The sequence below is a fragment of the Bradyrhizobium sp. USDA 10063 genome (assembly GCF_054063735.1).
Genome location: NZ_JBSSGP010000002.1, coordinates 1,586,989 through 1,603,028, shown reverse-complemented (window position 1 = coordinate 1,603,028; position 16,040 = coordinate 1,586,989). Strand labels below are relative to the sequence as shown.

At 64.8% G+C, this 16,040-nt stretch carries 17 protein-coding genes; 15 read left to right on the top strand and 2 right to left on the bottom strand.

Going from position 1 to position 16,040, the window contains the following annotated elements; translation table 11 throughout:
- The first annotated feature begins 206 nt into the window (after positions 1-206).
- The 5 genes from dapA to ACVJGD_RS09745 all read left to right on the top strand — a co-directional run bounded on the left by dapA (position 207) and on the right by ACVJGD_RS09745 (position 3,977).
- Positions 207-1,097, top strand: a complete 891-nt coding sequence (gene dapA, locus ACVJGD_RS09765) for a 4-hydroxy-tetrahydrodipicolinate synthase (RefSeq protein WP_456634155.1) — start codon at positions 207-209, stop codon at positions 1,095-1,097.
- A 68-nt stretch (positions 1,098-1,165) separates the two neighbouring features.
- Entirely contained in the window at positions 1,166-1,579 is a 414-nt protein-coding gene (gene mscL / locus ACVJGD_RS09760; protein ID WP_456640217.1) for a large conductance mechanosensitive channel protein MscL, read from the top strand.
- A 1-nt stretch (position 1,580) separates the two neighbouring features.
- Complete coding sequence (gene smpB / locus ACVJGD_RS09755; protein WP_225117380.1) at positions 1,581-2,054, top strand: SsrA-binding protein SmpB; 474 nt, start codon at positions 1,581-1,583, stop codon at positions 2,052-2,054.
- A gap of 80 nt (positions 2,055-2,134) precedes the next feature.
- Positions 2,135-2,716 (top strand): peroxiredoxin, encoded by a 582-nt coding sequence (locus ACVJGD_RS09750; RefSeq protein WP_456634154.1) that lies wholly within the window; start codon positions 2,135-2,137, stop codon positions 2,714-2,716.
- Positions 2,717-2,801: 85 nt separating this feature from the next.
- On the top strand, positions 2,802-3,977 hold the full coding sequence (locus ACVJGD_RS09745; RefSeq protein ID WP_456632918.1) for an IS110 family RNA-guided transposase: 1,176 nt from the start codon (positions 2,802-2,804) through the stop codon (positions 3,975-3,977).
- Between the two features lie 417 nt (positions 3,978-4,394).
- Here ACVJGD_RS09745 and ACVJGD_RS09740 read toward each other — a convergent pair whose 3' ends face one another.
- A complete protein-coding gene (locus tag ACVJGD_RS09740) occupies positions 4,395-5,060 on the bottom strand; it encodes a uracil-DNA glycosylase (RefSeq protein ID WP_456634153.1) in 666 nt (221 codons plus the stop codon).
- Positions 5,038-5,688, bottom strand: a complete 651-nt coding sequence (locus tag ACVJGD_RS09735; RefSeq protein ID WP_456634152.1) for a LabA-like NYN domain-containing protein — start codon at positions 5,686-5,688, stop codon at positions 5,038-5,040. The genes ACVJGD_RS09740 and ACVJGD_RS09735 overlap by 23 nt, the downstream gene beginning before the upstream one ends.
- 349 nt (positions 5,689-6,037) lie before the next feature.
- On the opposite strand from ACVJGD_RS09735, the gene rpoZ reads away from it, so the two are divergent.
- The 10 genes from rpoZ to recO all read left to right on the top strand — a co-directional run bounded on the left by rpoZ (position 6,038) and on the right by recO (position 15,943).
- A complete protein-coding gene (gene rpoZ, locus ACVJGD_RS09730; protein ID WP_456634151.1) occupies positions 6,038-6,430 on the top strand; it encodes a DNA-directed RNA polymerase subunit omega in 393 nt (130 codons plus the stop codon).
- Positions 6,431-6,645: 215 nt separating this feature from the next.
- Positions 6,646-8,931 carry a RelA/SpoT family protein gene (locus ACVJGD_RS09725; protein ID WP_456634150.1) on the top strand — a complete coding sequence of 762 codons (2,286 nt, stop codon included), beginning with the start codon at positions 6,646-6,648 and terminating at the stop codon, positions 8,929-8,931.
- A 153-nt stretch (positions 8,932-9,084) separates the two neighbouring features.
- Complete coding sequence (locus tag ACVJGD_RS09720; protein WP_456634149.1) at positions 9,085-9,855, top strand: pyridoxine 5'-phosphate synthase; 771 nt, start codon at positions 9,085-9,087, stop codon at positions 9,853-9,855.
- Positions 9,852-10,271, top strand: a complete 420-nt coding sequence (gene acpS, locus ACVJGD_RS09715) for a holo-ACP synthase (protein WP_456634148.1) — start codon at positions 9,852-9,854, stop codon at positions 10,269-10,271. Before ACVJGD_RS09720 ends, acpS begins: the two co-directional genes overlap by 4 nt.
- A 285-nt stretch (positions 10,272-10,556) precedes the next feature.
- Entirely contained in the window at positions 10,557-11,315 is a 759-nt protein-coding gene (gene lepB, locus ACVJGD_RS09710) for a signal peptidase I (RefSeq protein WP_456634147.1), read from the top strand.
- Positions 11,312-12,136, top strand: coding sequence for a ribonuclease III (gene rnc / locus ACVJGD_RS09705; RefSeq protein ID WP_456634146.1), 825 nt, complete (start codon positions 11,312-11,314; stop codon positions 12,134-12,136). Before lepB ends, rnc begins: the two co-directional genes overlap by 4 nt.
- Complete coding sequence (era, locus tag ACVJGD_RS09700; protein WP_456634145.1) at positions 12,126-13,055, top strand: GTPase Era; 930 nt, start codon at positions 12,126-12,128, stop codon at positions 13,053-13,055. The genes rnc and era overlap by 11 nt, the downstream gene beginning before the upstream one ends.
- Positions 13,056-13,068: 13 nt before the next feature.
- Positions 13,069-13,449 (top strand): hypothetical protein, encoded by a 381-nt coding sequence (locus tag ACVJGD_RS09695; protein WP_456634144.1) that lies wholly within the window; start codon positions 13,069-13,071, stop codon positions 13,447-13,449.
- 96 nt (positions 13,450-13,545) lie between these two features.
- Positions 13,546-14,721: an IS110 family RNA-guided transposase gene (locus ACVJGD_RS09690; protein WP_456633344.1), complete on the top strand. Its 1,176-nt coding sequence runs from the start codon at positions 13,546-13,548 to the stop codon at positions 14,719-14,721.
- 466 nt (positions 14,722-15,187) lie between these two features.
- On the top strand, positions 15,188-15,943 hold the full coding sequence (gene recO, locus ACVJGD_RS09685) for a DNA repair protein RecO (protein WP_456634143.1): 756 nt from the start codon (positions 15,188-15,190) through the stop codon (positions 15,941-15,943).
- Positions 15,944-16,040 lie beyond the last annotated feature (97 nt).

The window sequence follows — 16,040 nt, the reverse complement described above, 5'->3', positions numbered from 1 at the left end:
CGCTGAAGCCTTAGCTGTATTTGATTGAATATGTGGACAAAATGCTAAAAGTGTCGCCGCGAGCATGTCTGCGCCATGACAGCGGCAAAATCGCGGCTGGCAATAGGGCGAGGGCCTGCGGCCCTTTCGCCCTGCCGCCGGACCCGATATGAAGTGGCCTTTATGACCCGCGCGCCGCAACCCTTATCAGCGTTTGGAGGAAGTCCATGGCAGCCAAGACAAAATTCCGCGGCTCTTTCACCGCTTTGGTGACGCCCTTCAAGAACGGTTCCGTGGACGAGGCGGCTTTTCGCTTCCTGGTGAACTGGCAGATCGGCGAGGGCACCAACGGCCTGGTTCCGGTCGGCACCACCGGCGAGAGCCCGACGCTCAGCCATGACGAGCACAAGCGGGTGGTCGAATGGTGTGTCGCCGAGGCCAAGGGCAGGGTGCCGGTCATCGCGGGCGCCGGCTCCAATTCGACGAGGGAGGCGATCGAGCTGTCCGAGCACGCGGAGCAGGCCGGCGCCGATGCGGTGTTGGTCGTCACGCCCTATTACAACAAGCCGACCCAGGAGGGGCTCTACCAGCACTTCAAGGCGATCAACGATGCGATTGGAATCCCGATCATTATCTACAACATCCCGCCGCGCTCGGTGATCGACATGTCGGTCGATACGATGAAGCGGCTGTGGGAACTGAAGAACATCGCCGGCGTCAAGGATGCCACCGCGAGCATGGTGCGGGTGTCGCAGCAGCGCGCGGCGATGGGTGAGGATTTCAACCAGCTCTCGGGCGAGGACGCCACCGTGCTCGGCTATATGGCCCATGGCGGCCATGGCTGCATCTCCGTGACCTCGAATGTGGCGCCGCGGCTGTGCGCCGAGTTCCATGCCGCCTGGCAGAAGGGCGATGTCGCGACCGCGCTGAAGGTGCACGACAAGTTGATGCCGCTGCACACCAACCTCTTCATCGAGAGCAATCCCGGGCCGGTGAAATACGCGATGTCGCTGCTCGGCAAGCTGGAGGAGCGGCTGCGGCTGCCGATGGTGCCGGTCGCAGAATCCACGCGTGTGGCGGTGCGCAGCGCCATGGTGCATGCAGGCCTGATCAACTAAAGCGCTTTCGAGCGAAGTGGATGCCAATGGCTGGTCCGGTCGGCCAAGTCGAGGAGAAGGGGCTTCGCATGCTCAAGGAATTCCGCGAGTTCGCGATGAAGGGCAATGTCGTCGACCTCGCGGTCGGCGTCATCATCGGCGCGGCCTTTGGCGCGATCGTGAATTCGCTGGTCGGCGACGTCATTATGCCCGTGATCGGCGCGATCACCGGCGGGCTCGACTTTTCCAACTATTTCACGCCGCTGGCGAAGTCGGTGACCGCCACCAACCTCGCGGACGCCAAGAAGCAAGGTGCCGTACTGGCTTGGGGCAGTTTCCTGACGTTGACCCTGAATTTCCTGATCGTCGCCTTCGTGCTGTTCATCGTGATCCGGCTCATGAACCAGTTGAAGCGCAGGGAAGAGGCGGCGCCTGCGCCGCCGAAACCGACCCGGCAGGAAGAACTGCTGACCGAAATCCGCGATCTCCTCAAGAAATCCTGAAGTGGCCGAGAAGAACGAACGTCCGATCAAAGTCGTCGCCGAGAACCGCAAGGCGCGCTTCAACTATGCGATCGAGGATACGATCGAGGCGGGCATTGCGCTGACCGGCACCGAGGTGAAGTCGATCCGGGGCGGCAAGAGCACGATCGCGGAATCCTATGCCGATGCGCGGAACGGCGAGATCTGGCTGATCAACGCCAACATCCCCGAATATCTGCAGGCCAATCGCTTCAACCACGAGCCGAAGCGTCCTCGCAAGCTCCTGCTGCACAGGAAGCAGATCAACAAATTGATCGGCGCCGTCGACCGCGAGGGCATGACGCTGATCCCGCTGAAACTCTATTTCAATGAACGCGGACGCGCCAAGCTGCAGCTCGCTGTCGCCAAGGGCAAGAAGCTGCACGACAAGCGCGAAACCGTGAAGAAGCGTGATTGGGGCCGCGAGAAGGGCCGCCTGATGCGCGCGCGGGGATGAAGGGCGAATAGCGAGTGGCGAATAGAGGCGGAGAACTTTCCTATTCGCCATTCGCTACTCGCCACACTACGGAGCGGAACATGGCTCAACCAAATTTGCTCGAAGTTGACTGGAGCAAGATTCCCGCGCCGACCGATGATGGTGGCGCTGCGCATCTGAAGGGCATGGCGATCCCGCCGGTCACCCTGGCGGCGACCGACGATACGTCAGTGACACTGTCTTCGCTGAAGGGGCGCACCGTGGTGTTCGCCTATCCGCGCACCGGCGAGCCCGGCAAGATCGCGCTCGTCGACGATTGGGACATGATCCCGGGCGCGCGCGGCTGCACGCCGCAGACTTGCGCTTTCCGTGACCTGTTCGCCGAGCTCAAGGGCGCCGGTGCCAGCCACGTATTCGGCCTGTCGACGCAGAGCAACGAATACCAGACCGAGATGGCCTCGCGCCTGCATCTGCCGTTCCCGGTGCTCTCGGACGAGAAGCTCGCGCTGACGCAGGCGCTTAATCTGCCGACCATGGAGGTGGCGGGGCTGACGCTGATCAAGCGGCTGGCGCTGATCATCGACGATGGGCGGATCACCCAGGTCTTCTATCCGGTGTTCCCGCCCGACCGGAACGCCGGCGACGTGCTGGAATGGCTGCGGGAAAATCCGGTGAGTCGTTAGATTTGTAGTTGTAGATTCCATGGGGCGGTGAGCGCGCCCTTTCCGGTAGGTTTGGGTTTCCACACTCGAACCATCGGAGAGTCTGATGCAAGCATTGACCAAGAACACGCCCACCGCCGGGCATTGTGGCACGATTTTCGTTGCGATCGAACTGAGTCAGAAGACGTGGCTGGTGACGCTGCACAGTCCGGATCGGGACCGGATATCGCGCCACAAGCTGGAAGGCGGCGATCACGCCGGGCTGCTGGCGCTGATCGAGCAGGTCAAGGCCCGGGCGACTGCGAAGCTTGGAGCGGCGCCGCGGGTGGTGAGCTGCTACGAGGCTGGCTATGACGGCTTCTGGCTGCACCGGCTGCTCGCGGCGGCTGGGATCACCAACTTCATCTTCGACCCGGCGAGCATCGCGGTGGAGCAACGGGCGCGGCGGGCGAAGACAGACCGGATCGATGGCGAGCTTCTGCTGCGCACCTTGATGGCTCATTTGCGAGGCGAGCCGCGGGTGGTGCGGATCGTCCGGGTGCCGAGCGTGGCCGAGGAGGACGCCCGGCGCGCCAGCCGCGAACGCGAACGACTGGTGAAGGAGCAGACGGGGCACACCAACCGGATCAAGGCGCTGCTGCGCCTGTTGGGCATGGCGGCCGGCACCTTGCGACGACGGACCTGGCTCGCCTGGCTGGAGCAGCAGCGGGACTGGCAAGGGCAGCCGCTGCCGCCGCAGCTTCTGGCCGAAGTGAAGCGCGAGCATGCCCGGCTGATGCTGGTGCGCGACCAGCTCAAGGCGCTGGAGCAGGCCCAAGTCGCTACAGAAGTCGCGGCAGAAGTCGCGGCGGAAGCCGCCGCGGCGCCGGCGCCGATGGCGAAGCGACGGGATCAGTTGCAGCAGCTCAAGGCGCTCGGCCCGGCGTTTGCCGCGACGCTGGTGAACGAGGTGTTCTACAAGGACTTCCGCAACCGGCGCGAGGTCGCCAGCTATTGCGGATTGGCGCCCAGTCCCTGGCAAAGCGGCAGCATCGATCGCGAGCAGGGGATCAGCAAGGCCGGCAACCGGCGCGCCCGCCACAAGACGATCGAACTGGCCTGGCTCTGGCTGCGCCATCAGCCGGACAGCGCGCTCAGCCGCTGGTTCCGCACCCGCACCGAAAACGCCGGCAAGCGCGCCAAGCGCATCGCCATCGTCGCGCTGGCGCGCAAGCTGATCGTGGCGCTGTGGCGCTATCTCACCACCGGCCTTGTTCCGGAGCAGGCCGTGATGAAGGCCTAGCACCGGACCACGCCACCAGGGCGAGGCGGCTCCGCGCCGCGCGCCCCGTACAGGATGGATGATGACCGTGCCACCCAGGGGCCCAACCAGGCCGCTTTGTAGATGGGTCTCATCCTCTTGGCTTCCTCGCCGCAAGCATGCGGAATGTGGGTACGGATCAGCCGATCCGACCGGATATGAGGTGATGCAGTGAGCTGCAGAAATCTTCGGAAGCCAATCCTCGCCCGGGGCCCGGTCGTCGCGCTGCGCTACGCATGGCTCCGCGCGCCGCCCTCTCACTGCAAAAACCCAACCCGCACCGGTTCAAGAGCCTTGACTCACAAAGCCCCATATGAGGGTGGGCAAAGCGCAGCGTGCCCACCATCCACGGTCGGTGCAAGAGAGGTGGGCACGCTGCGCTTTGCCCACCCTACCGGATCAGCGATCCAAGTCCGCGCGCACCTGCGCGAACACGTCGCGGAACATCTTTGGCGTGAGCACGCCGGTATTCGTGTTGTAGCGCGAGCAGTGATAGCTGTCGTAGAGGTTGATGCTGCCGGCCTTGTGCACGGCGCCGTGCGCAAAGGGCGCGGCGGCGTTGCGCAACCCGAGCGCTTTCACCGTCGATTCATGCGCGATGCGGCCGAGCAGGACGATGGCACGAAGCCTCGGCATGGTCGCGATCGTTGCCGCCAGGAACTTTCGGCAAGTGGCGATCTCGATCGGCAGCGGCTTGTTCTGCGGCGGCACGCAGCGCACGGCGTTGCTGATCCGGCAATCGATCAGCCTCAAGCCGTCGTCCGGCCGCGCCTCGTAGACACCCTTGGCAAAGCCGAATTCCAGGAGCGTGGCGTAGAGCAGGTCGCCGGCATAGTCGCCGGTGAAGGGGCGCCCCGTGCGGTTGGCACCCTGCAGCCCCGGCGCCAGCCCGACGACCAAGAGCCGCGCATCGGCATCGCCGAAGGATGGCACCGGCGAATTGAACCAGCCCGGCTGCTTCGCACGCGCCTCAGCGCGAAACTCGGCGAGCCGCGGACAAAGCGGGCAGTTGCGGTCGGGTTCGATGAAAGCGGGAACGAGGCTAGTCGTCGAAATCTTCGTCATCGGCCCGGGGCGCCATGGTGGTGGCGCGCTGCAGGAATTGCGGCGCGTGGTGGCGCGACTCGCCGCGCTCCCCGCGCTCGCGCGGGGCCGGGCGCTCGGACGGGTCGCGGCCGAGCTTGGATTGCAGTTCCACCAGGTCGGTGAAGACGTCGGCCTGGCGGCGGAGCTCGTCGGCAATCATCGGCGGCTGGCTTGCAATGGTCGAGATCACGGTCACCCGGACGCCGCGCCGCTGCACCGCCTCGACGAGCGAGCGGAAATCGCCGTCGCCGGAGAACAGCACCATCTGGTCGATATGTTCGGCGAGTTCCATCGCATCGACCGCGAGCTCGATGTCCATGTTGCCCTTCACCTTGCGGCGGCCGCTGGCGTCGATGAACTCCTTCGTGGCCTTGGTGACGACGGTGTAGCCGTTGTAGTCGAGCCAGTCGATCAGCGGCCGAATTGACGAATATTCCTGATCCTCGATGATCGCCGTGTAGTAGAACGCCCGGAGCAACGTGCCGCGGCTCTGGAATTCCTTCAGGAGGCGCTTGTAGTCGATGTCGAACCCCAGCGTCTTGGCGGTTGCATACAGATTGGCTCCATCGATAAAGAGCGCGATCTTGTTGGAAACGGGTGACGACATCAAAGTTTCTCGCCTTTTGTTAGCTTCTCGGCGCAGTGGCAACGAACCGCGCACCTTTTCTGCGTTGCAGCCTAAAGTTCGGTGAATCTTCCCCGACGACAGTCACCATGGCAATTATGGTGAGGCGAGGGCGAAATACCTATACTTTTGACGATGCAATGAAGAGACTTACTTGTCCACAACGGCGCTCCGCCGCGTTACGGACGCTCCGGCCTTCTGGCCCCTTCACGGGTTAGCAGAGGTTGGGGCGAAGGCAAATCACAAATTTAATGTTGCGAAACCCCGCTTTGCCCTATAACTAACGCACCATAATCAACAAATTCCTGTCCACTTAACGGAGCGACAGCATATGGCGCGCGTCACCGTCGAAGATTGCATTGATAAGGTCGACAACCGGTTCGACCTGGTCCTGTTGGCTGCGCATCGCGCTCGGATGATTTCCTCGGGGTCACAACTCACGGTTGATCGGGACAACGACAAGAACCCGGTCGTCTCGCTGCGCGAGATCGCGGACCAGACCATTTCCCCGGAGGACCTGAAAGAGGAACTGGTGCACTCGCTGCAGAAGTTCGTCGAGGTCGACGAGCCCGAGCCCGACACCGTGCCGCTGATCGGCTCGGCCGGCGCCAGCGTCGATGCCGACGACACCGAGGTGGCGATGGAGCGGATGACCGAGGAAGAGTTGCTGAAGGGCCTCGAGGGCCTCGCGCCGCCGGAGGAGCAGCCCGAAGAGGACGAATAGGTCCTCGCGGCGGTCCCCCAAACACGGTTGAGCTGGCTAAAGGCCCGGGCATTGTCCGGGCCTTTGCTTTTGTTGACATTCCGACGGCGAGATGCGTCCCTGAAGTCTTGACGGAAATTGAACGATTTTCGGTTCGAACGGGCTAAAGCTTGGTTCGAAATCGCACTAGATTAGAGGCGCGAGCCCGTCGGCTCGCCAATTGAGGCAGGAATTCCATGGCGTATTGGCGCCGCACACCCCGCCAGATGCAGGCTGCGACCGACGCGGTCGCGGTGGCGCCTGACTCCGTGGTGGTGCACAAGCCGCCCAAGCCGCGTGCCCGCATGATGCGGCAGTACGACCTGGTCGAGCGCGTCCGCTCCTACAATCCCGATACCAACGAAGATCTTTTGAACCGCGCCTATGTCTACGCCATGAAGGCGCATGGCACCCAGACCCGGGCGTCGGGCGATCCGTTTTTCTCGCACCCGCTCGAGGTGGCGGCGATCCTGACCGGCCTCAAGCTCGACGATGCCACCATCGTCGCGGCGCTGCTGCACGACACCATCGAGGATACCGAGGCGACGCGGGCCGAGATCGACCAGGTGTTCGGCCACGAGATCGGCGCGCTGGTGGAGGGGCTCACCAAGTTGAAGCGGCTCGAGCTTGTCTCGCGCGAGGCCAAGCAGGCCGAGAACCTGCGCAAGCTCCTGCTCGCGATCGCCGACGACGTCCGCGTGCTCCTGATCAAGCTCGCCGACCGCCTGCACAACATGCGCACGCTGGAATTCGTGCCGCCCGCCTCGCGCCGCCGCATCGCCGAGGAGACGCTGGATATCTACGCGCCGCTCGCCGGCCGCATGGGTATGCAGGAGATGCGGGAGGAGCTGGAAGACCTTTCGTTCCACGTGCTCGATCCGGAAGCCTATGCGGTGGTCAAGCATCGACTGGACGCGCTTGCCGAGCGCAACCGCAATCTGATCGGCGAGATCGAAAGCCAGCTTTCGAAGAACCTGCAGAAGAACGGCCTCGCCGCGCGTGTCTACGGCCGGCGCAAGCAGCCGTTTTCGATCTGGACCAAGATGGAACGCAAGTCGATCGGCTTCGAGCAGTTGTCCGATATCTACGGCTTCCGGATCGTGCTTGGCGACGTCGAAGCGTGCTACCGCGCGCTCGGCGTCGTGCACACGACCTGGCCGGTCGTGCCCGGGCGTTTCAAGGACTACATCTCGACGCCGAAGCAGAACGACTACCGCTCGATTCACACCACCGTGATCGGCCCCGGCAAGCAACGCGTCGAACTGCAGATCCGCACCGAGGAGATGAACCAGATCGCCGAATTCGGCATCGCGGCGCATGCCTTCTACAAGGAAGGGGGTGGATCGCCGACCGAACGGCTGAAGCACGAGTCCAACGCCTTCGCGTGGCTGCGCCACACCATCGGCATTCTCTCGGAGAGCGCCAATCCGGAAGAGTTCCTGGAGCACACCAAGTTAGAGCTGTTTCACGACCAGGTGTTCTGCTTCACGCCGAAGGGCAAGCTGATCGCGCTGCCGCGCAACGCCAATGTGATCGACTTCGCCTATGCCGTTCACACCGACGTCGGCAACAGCGCGGTCGGCTGCAAGATCAACGGCAAGTTCGCGCCGCTGTCCTCCGAGCTGCAGAACGGCGACGAAGTCGAGGTCTTGACCTCGAAGGCGCAGTCGGCGCCGCCGTCGGCCTGGGAAGCGCTCGCGGTCACCGGCAAGGCGCGCGCCGCGATCAGGCGCGCCACCCGTGCTGCCGTGCGTGACCAATATGCCGGGCTCGGCCGTCGTATCATCGACCGCCTGTTCGCCCGCGCCAAGATCGAATACGCCGACGACAAGCTGAAGGGCGCGTTGCCGCGGCTGGCACGCACGTCGATCGAGGAGGTGCTGGTTTCCGTCGGCCGTGGCGAACTGAAGGCCTCCGACGTCGCGCGCGCGATGTATCCGGACTACAAGGAAGAGCGGCTGGTGCGCTACGGCACCAAGAAGGCGCTTGCCGCCAAGGCGCAGACGCCGCCGCATCCGGCGCGTGCGGCTTCGGTGATCCCGGTGCGCGGCATCAATTCCGAGTTGCCGGTCAAGTTCGCGCCGAACGGCGGCGCGGTGCCGGGCGACCGCATCGTCGGCATCGTGACGCCGGGCGAGGGGATCACGATCTATCCGATCCAGTCGCCGGCCCTGAAGGATTTCGAGGACGCGCCCGAGCGCTGGCTCGACGTGCGCTGGGACATCGACGAGACCATGCCGCAGCGTTTCCCGGCGCGTATCCTGGTCCACAACGTCAACGAGCCCGGCAGCCTCGCCCAGATCGCGACCGTGATCGCCGAGCATGACGGCAATATCGACAACATCCACATGTCGCGCCGCTCGCCTGATTTCACGGAGCTGACCATCGACCTCGAGGTCTATGACCTCAAGCATTTGAGCGCTATCATCGCCCAGTTGCGCGCAAAGGCCGTGGTCGCACGGGTCGAGCGCGTCAACGGGTAGACTTTCACCCTGTCGATCCTCATGGTGAGGAGGCGCTCTTGCGCCGTCTCGAACCATGAGGCCCGAGCCGGACCTTCATCCTTCGAGACGCGGCGAAGACGCCGCTCCTCAGGATGAGGGGATGGTTCATCAGTTTTGTTCGCGAGCTACATCATGCCCGTTCCGCCGCTCCGCCTTGGCGTCAATGTCGATCACGTCGCGACGCTCCGTAACGCGCGGGGCGGGGCGCGGCCCGATCCGGTGCGCGCGGCGCTCTTGGCCATCGAGGCCGGTGCCGACGGCATCACCGCGCATCTGCGCGAGGACCGCCGCCACATCCGCGATGCGGACATGGCGCGCCTGAAGGCGGAAATCTCCAAGCCGCTGAATTTCGAGATGGCGGCGACCGACGACATGCTCCGGATTTCGCTTGCCACCAAGCCGCATGCCGTGTGCCTGGTGCCGGAACGGCGGCAGGAGCTCACCACCGAGGGCGGGCTGGACGTGGTCGGCCAGCACAATGCCCTGGCGCCGTTCATCGCGCGGCTGAGCGACGCCGGCATCCGGGTGTCGCTGTTCATCGCCGCCGACCCCAGACAGATCGAGATGGCGGCGAAGCTGAAGGCGCCGGTGATCGAGATCCACACCGGCGGCTGGTGCGATGCGGTCGTCGACGGTCATCGGGAAAAAGCGGAAGCCGAGTGGCGGCGCATCGTCGAGGGCGCCAAGCTGGCGCAGGCGGCGGGGCTCGAGGTCCATGCCGGCCATGGGCTGGACTACGACACGGCCGAGACTATTTCGGCGCTGCCCGAGATCAGGGAGCTCAACGTCGGCTACTTCATGATCGGCGAGGCGATCCTGGTCGGCTTGAGGGAGACCGTCCGCTCCATGCGCGCGGCGATGGACCGCGGCCGCAAGACGCTTGAGGGTGCGGGCGCGGCATGATCCTCGGCATCGGCTCCGACCTGATCGACATCACCCGGATCGCCAAGGTGATCGAGCGCCACGGCGACCGCTTCCTCGACCGCATCTTCACCGACGTCGAACGCGCCAAGGCGTTGCGCCGCGCCAACAGCGAGAAGATGGTGGTCGCGACCTATGCCAAGCGCTTCGCCGCCAAGGAGGCTTGCGCCAAGGCGCTCGGCACCGGGATCATGCGCGGTGTCTGGTGGCGCGACATGGGGGTGGTGAACCTGCCCGGGGGGCGACCGACCATGAGATTGACCGGCGGGGCGCTGGAGCGACTCAGGCAGATCACCCCTGACGGCTTCGAGGCGCAGATCGACCTTTCGATCACCGACGACTGGCCGCTCGCGCAGGCCTTCGTCATAATTTCGGCGGTCGCACCGGCCAAATCCTGAGGTTGGCGGACAGTGCGGCGGTCCGGAATCGGGTAAAACTAAAAATCGTTGATTTTTCAATCGATTATGAAGTTTTGACGCGACCCTTGATTGCGCGCTCCGTAACAACCGTCTAAAACGCCGCAGGGTAAACCGAGCCAGGGCAAATTCGGGTTCGCGCCGGGACTTGCTCTCTACATCAGACGTAGGAACCATCTTCGTGACGCGAACGCGGAAAGCGCGATTCGCGTGAGGAGCGCGTTCTGCCACCGTGCAGTCGAGGCAGTTGCGGGAATTGGGAAAGCGATGAGCGTGACCACAGGTACGAAATCCGAAAGCGGCCTCGGCGAGACAGTCCGGGTCGTCATCCACGCGCTGATCATCGCACTCGTAATCCGAACCTTCCTGTTCCAGCCCTTCAACATCCCTTCCGGCTCGATGAAGGCGACGCTCCTGGTCGGCGACTACCTGTTCGTGTCGAAATACTCCTACGGCTACAGCCATTACTCGATCCCGCTGTCGCCGCCCTTGTTCTCCGGCCGCATCTTCGGCTCAGAGCCGAACCGCGGCGACATCGTCGTCTTCCGCCTGCCGAAGGATGACTCGACCGACTACATCAAGCGCGTGATCGGGCTGCCCGGCGACCGCATCCAGGTGAAGGAGGGGCTGCTCTACATCAACGACGCCCCGGTCAAGCGCGAGCGGCTCAGCGATTTCATTGGCGAGGACCCCTGCGGATCGGATGCGACCGCACGCGTCAAGCGCTGGAAGGAGACGCTGCCCAACGGCGTCAGCTATGAGACGCTGGATTGCGTCGACAACGGCTTCTACGACAACACCAATGTCTACACCGTGCCGGCCGGCCATTTCTTCATGATGGGAGACAATCGCGACAATTCGACCGACAGCCGGGTGCTGTCGGCGGTGGGCTACGTGCCGTTCGAGAACATCGTCGGGAGGGCGCAGATGATCTTCTTCTCGATCGCCGAGGGCGAGCACGCCTGGATGTTCTGGCGCTGGCCGACCGCGGTGCGCTGGAATCGCCTATTCACCATCGTGCGATGAACGACGATACGCCTGTCATCCAGAGTCTTCCGACTGCCGGCGAGCCGAGCGAGCAGCCCGACGCGGGCGGCACCGCTGCGCCGAAGAAGAAGCGCAGCAAGGCCAGCAAGGCGGCCGCCGAGAAGCAGGCGGTCGCTGCAACCGAGGCGCGCATCGGCTACAAGTTCTCCGATCCGGCGTTATTGATGACCGCGTTTACGCATGTCTCAGCGCTGAAGCCGGCGACCCGCCACCGCGCCGACAGCTACCAGCGGCTTGAGTTCCTCGGCGACCACGTGCTCGGACTGATCATCTCCGACATGCTCTACCGCGCCCATCCGCGCGCGGACGAGGGCGAATTGTCAAAGCGTCTGGCCGATCTCGTGCGCAAGGAGAGCTGCGCCGACGTCGCCGAGCAGCTCGGCCTGCTCGACGACATCAAGCTCGGCATGGTGAAGGCGGTCGAGGGGGCGCGGCTGCGCAAATCCGTGCTGGGTGACGTCTGCGAGGCCGTGATCGGGGCGATCTTCCTCGACGGCGGCTTCGATGCCGCGGCGAAATTCGTGGAGCGGAACTGGATCGACCGGATGCGCAAGCTCCGCCGGCCACTGCGCGATCCCAAGACCATGCTGCAGGAATGGGCGCAGAGCAGGGGTCTGCCGACGCCCGTCTACCGCGAGGTCGAACGCACCGGGCCGCATCACGATCCGCAATTCCGCGTTGCCGTCGATCTGCCGGGCCTGGCGCCGGCCGAAGGTGTCGGTCCCAACAAGCGCGCGGCGGAGAAGGCGGCGGCGTCCGCCATGATTGCCCGCGAAGGCGCTGGCAGCCATGACGGCTGAGGCGAGGGCGGAAGCTGGTCCTGCCGGCACCCGTTGCGGCTTCGTTGCCCTGATCGGCGCGCCGAACGTCGGCAAGTCGACGCTCGTCAACGCGCTGGTCGGCTCGAAGGTCACCATCGTCTCGCGCAAGGTGCAGACCACGCGCGCGCTGATCCGCGGCATCGTGATCGAGGGCAATGCGCAAATTATCCTGGTCGACACGCCCGGGATCTTCTCACCGAGGCGGCGGCTGGACCGCGCCATGGTGTCGACCGCCTGGAGCGGGGCGCATGACGCCGACCTCGTCTGCGTCCTGCTCGACGCCAAGGCCGGCATCGACGCGGAGGCGGAGGCGATCTTCGCGAGGCTCGATAGCGTGGCCCATCCGAAGATCCTGGTGCTGAACAAGATCGACCTGCTGCCGCGCGAAAAGCTCCTTGCCTTGGCGAAGGCCGCCAATGACCGACTGCGGTTCGAGAACACTTTCATGATCTCGGCGTTGTCAGGCGATGGTGTCGACGACCTGCGCAGGGCATTGGCAAGCATGGTGCCCGCCGGGCCGTTCCTCTACCCCGAGGACCAGATGTCGGATGCGCCGATGCGGCACCTGGCGGCCGAGATCACGCGGGAGAAGATCTATCAGAAGCTCCACCAGGAGCTGCCGTACCAGTCGACGGTGGAGACCGATAGCTGGACCGAACGCAACGACAAGTCGATCCGCATCGAGCAGACGATCTTTGTCGAGCGGGAGAGCCAGCGCAAGATCGTGCTCGGCAAGGGCGGCGCCACGATCAGGTCGATCGGCGCGGAGGCGCGGAAGGAGATCGCCGAGATCATGGGCGTTCCCGTGCACCTGTTCCTGTTCGTCAAGGTGCGCGAGAACTGGGGCGACGATCCCGACCGCTACCGGGAAATGGGACTGGAGTTTCCCAAGGAATGATCGGGTACTTCCGATGAAATTACCCAGAAACGTGCTTCTGTTCGAGGTGCTGCTGTATCTGTCGCTGACGCTGGACGCGCTGTCGATGGCGTTCGCGGACCGCACCCCGAGCGGCGAGATGACGGAACAGATGATCACGGTCGTCACCTTGATGCAGGCCGGCCTGATCCTGCTCCTGGTCTATTTCGTCTACCTCGCAGCGCAGCGCCGCAAGAACTGGCCGCGCTGGGTGCTGGCGGCGGTGCTCCTCTTGTCGGTGATCTCGCTGTTGCAGGTGATCGGCAGCACCGGCGTGCAGTTCGACAGCGCCGTCGAGGTGATCTCCTGCGCGCTGACGGCGGCCGGGCTGTATTTCTCCTTCACCGGCGACGCCCACGGCTGGTTCAACGCGTGAGGCGCGTGGTTGCGTAGCTGCGTAGATTCCATGGGGCGGTGAGCGTGCCCTTTCCGGTAGGTTTGGGTTTCCACACTCGAACCATCGGAGAGTCTGATGCAAGCATTGACCAAGAACACGCCCACCGCCGGGCATTGTGGCACGATTTTCGTTGCGATCGAACTGAGTCAGAAGACGTGGCTGGTGACGCTGCACAGTCCGGATCGGGACCGGATATCGCGCCACAAGCTGGAAGGCGGCGATCACGCCGGGCTGCTGGCGCTGATCGAGCAGGTCAAGGCCCGGGCGACTGCGAAGCTTGGAGCGGCGCCGCGGGTGGTGAGCTGCTACGAGGCTGGCTATGACGGCTTCTGGCTGCACCGGCTGCTCGCGGCGGCTGGGATCACCAACTTCATCTTCGACCCGGCGAGCATCGCGGTGGAGCAACGGGCGCGGCGGGCGAAGACAGACCGGATCGATGGTGAGCTTCTGCTGCGCACCTTGATGGCCCATTTGCGAGGCGAGCCGCGGGTGGTGCGAATCGTCCGGGTGCCGAGCGTGGCCGAGGAGGACGCCCGGCGCGCCAGCCGCGAACGCGAACGACTGGTGAATGAGCAGACGGGGCACACCAACCGGATCAAGGCGCTGCTGCGCCTGTTGGGCATGGCGGCCGGCACCTTGCGACGACGGACCTGGCTCGCCTGGCTGGAGCAGCAGCGGGACTGGCAAGGGCAGCCGCTGCCGCCGCAGCTTCTGGCCGAAGTGAAGCGCGAGCATGCCCGGCTGATGCTGGTGCGCGACCAGCTCAAGGCGCTGGAGCAGGCCCAAGTCGCTACAGAAGTCGCGGCAGAAGTCGCGGCGGAAGCCGCCGCGGCGCCGGCGCCGATGGCGAAGCGACGGGATCAGTTGCAGCAGCTCAAGGCGCTCGGCCCGGCGTTTGCCACGACGCTGGTGAACGAGGTGTTCTACAAGGACTTCCGCAACCGGCGCGAGGTCGCCAGCTATTGCGGATTGGCGCCCAGTCCCTGGCAAAGCGGCAGCATCGATCGCGAGCAGGGGATCAGCAAGGCCGGCAACCGGCGCGCCCGCCACAAGACGATCGAACTGGCCTGGCTCTGGCTGCGCCATCAGCCGGACAGCGCGCTCAGCCGCTGGTTCCGCACCCGCACCGAAAACGCCGGCAAGCGCGCCAAGCGCATCGCCATCGTCGCGCTGGCGCGCAAGCTGATCGTGGCGCTGTGGCGCTATCTCACCACCGGCCTTGTTCCGGAGCAGGCCGTGATGAAGGCCTAGCACCGGACCACGCCACCAGGGCGAGGCGGCTCCGCGCCGCGCGCCCCGTACAGGATGGATGATGACCGTGCCACCCAGGGGCCCAACCAGGCCGCTTTGTAGATGGGTCTCATCCTCTTGGCTTCCTCGCCGCAAGCATGCGGAATGTGGGTACGGATCAGCCGATCCGACCGGATATGAGGTGATGCAGTGAGCTGCAGAAATCTTCGGAAGCCAATCCTCGCCCGGGGCCCGGTCGTCGCGCTACGCTACGCATGGCTCCGCGCGCCGCCCTCTCACTGCAAAAACCCAACCCGCACCGGTTCAAGAGCCTTGACTCACAAAGCCCCATATGAGGGTGGGCAAAGCCAACGGGTCGCGCGAACGCGCGCCCGATGACAGGCTCCGCGTGCCCACCACCTCTTGGACCGATCGTGAATGGTGGGCACGCTACGCTTTGCCCACCCTACATGCTACTCTTGATGGCATGGAATGGACCGACGAAGGCATCGTGCTGGGTGTGCGGCGGCATGGCGAATCTTCCGCCATCGTCGAACTGCTGACGCACGAGCACGGCCGCCATCTCGGCCTGGTGCGCGGCGGGGCCAGCGCGCGGATGCGGCCGCTCCTGCAACCCGGCAACAGCGTCACCGCGATGTGGCGGGCGCGGCTCGACGAGCATCTCGGCTATTACCAGCTCGAGGGCACGCGGCTGCGCGCGGCGAACCTGCTCGCCTCGTCGCATGCCGTCTATGGTGTCACCCATCTGGCTTCGCTCGCTCGGCTGCTGCCCGAGCGCGATCCGCACCAGGACATCTACGAGATGCTGGAGCAGACGCTGGATGATTTCGAGGATGCCGGCGCCGCCGCTGTCCATCTCATCCGCTTCGAACTGGCGATGCTGGCCGAACTCGGCTTCGGGCTCGACCTCTCGAACTGCGCGGCGACCGGCGCGACCTCCGAACTGGTCTACGTCTCGCCAAAATCAGGCGGGGCGGTATCGCGCGCCGCCGGCGAACCCTGGCGCGACCGCCTGATGCGGCTGCCCCCCTTCCTGCGCGAGGACGAGGATGGCAGCGCCACCTGGTCGGACCAGGACCTGCTCGACGGCTTTGCGCTCACCGGCCGCTTCCTCCTGCGCAACGTGCTGGAGCCGCGCGGGCAGGGGCACTCCGACGCAAGGGACGGGTTCATCAACGCGGTGGTCCGACGCCGGACCAGGGTCGCAATCACCCCGCCCTGACCGCAACGCTGCCCGCCGCGCGTTCCACCTGGCGCAACACCCGGCTCGCAAATCACTTACGCATGCGCATCCTCAGCCTGTTCCATGCCGCATGGCC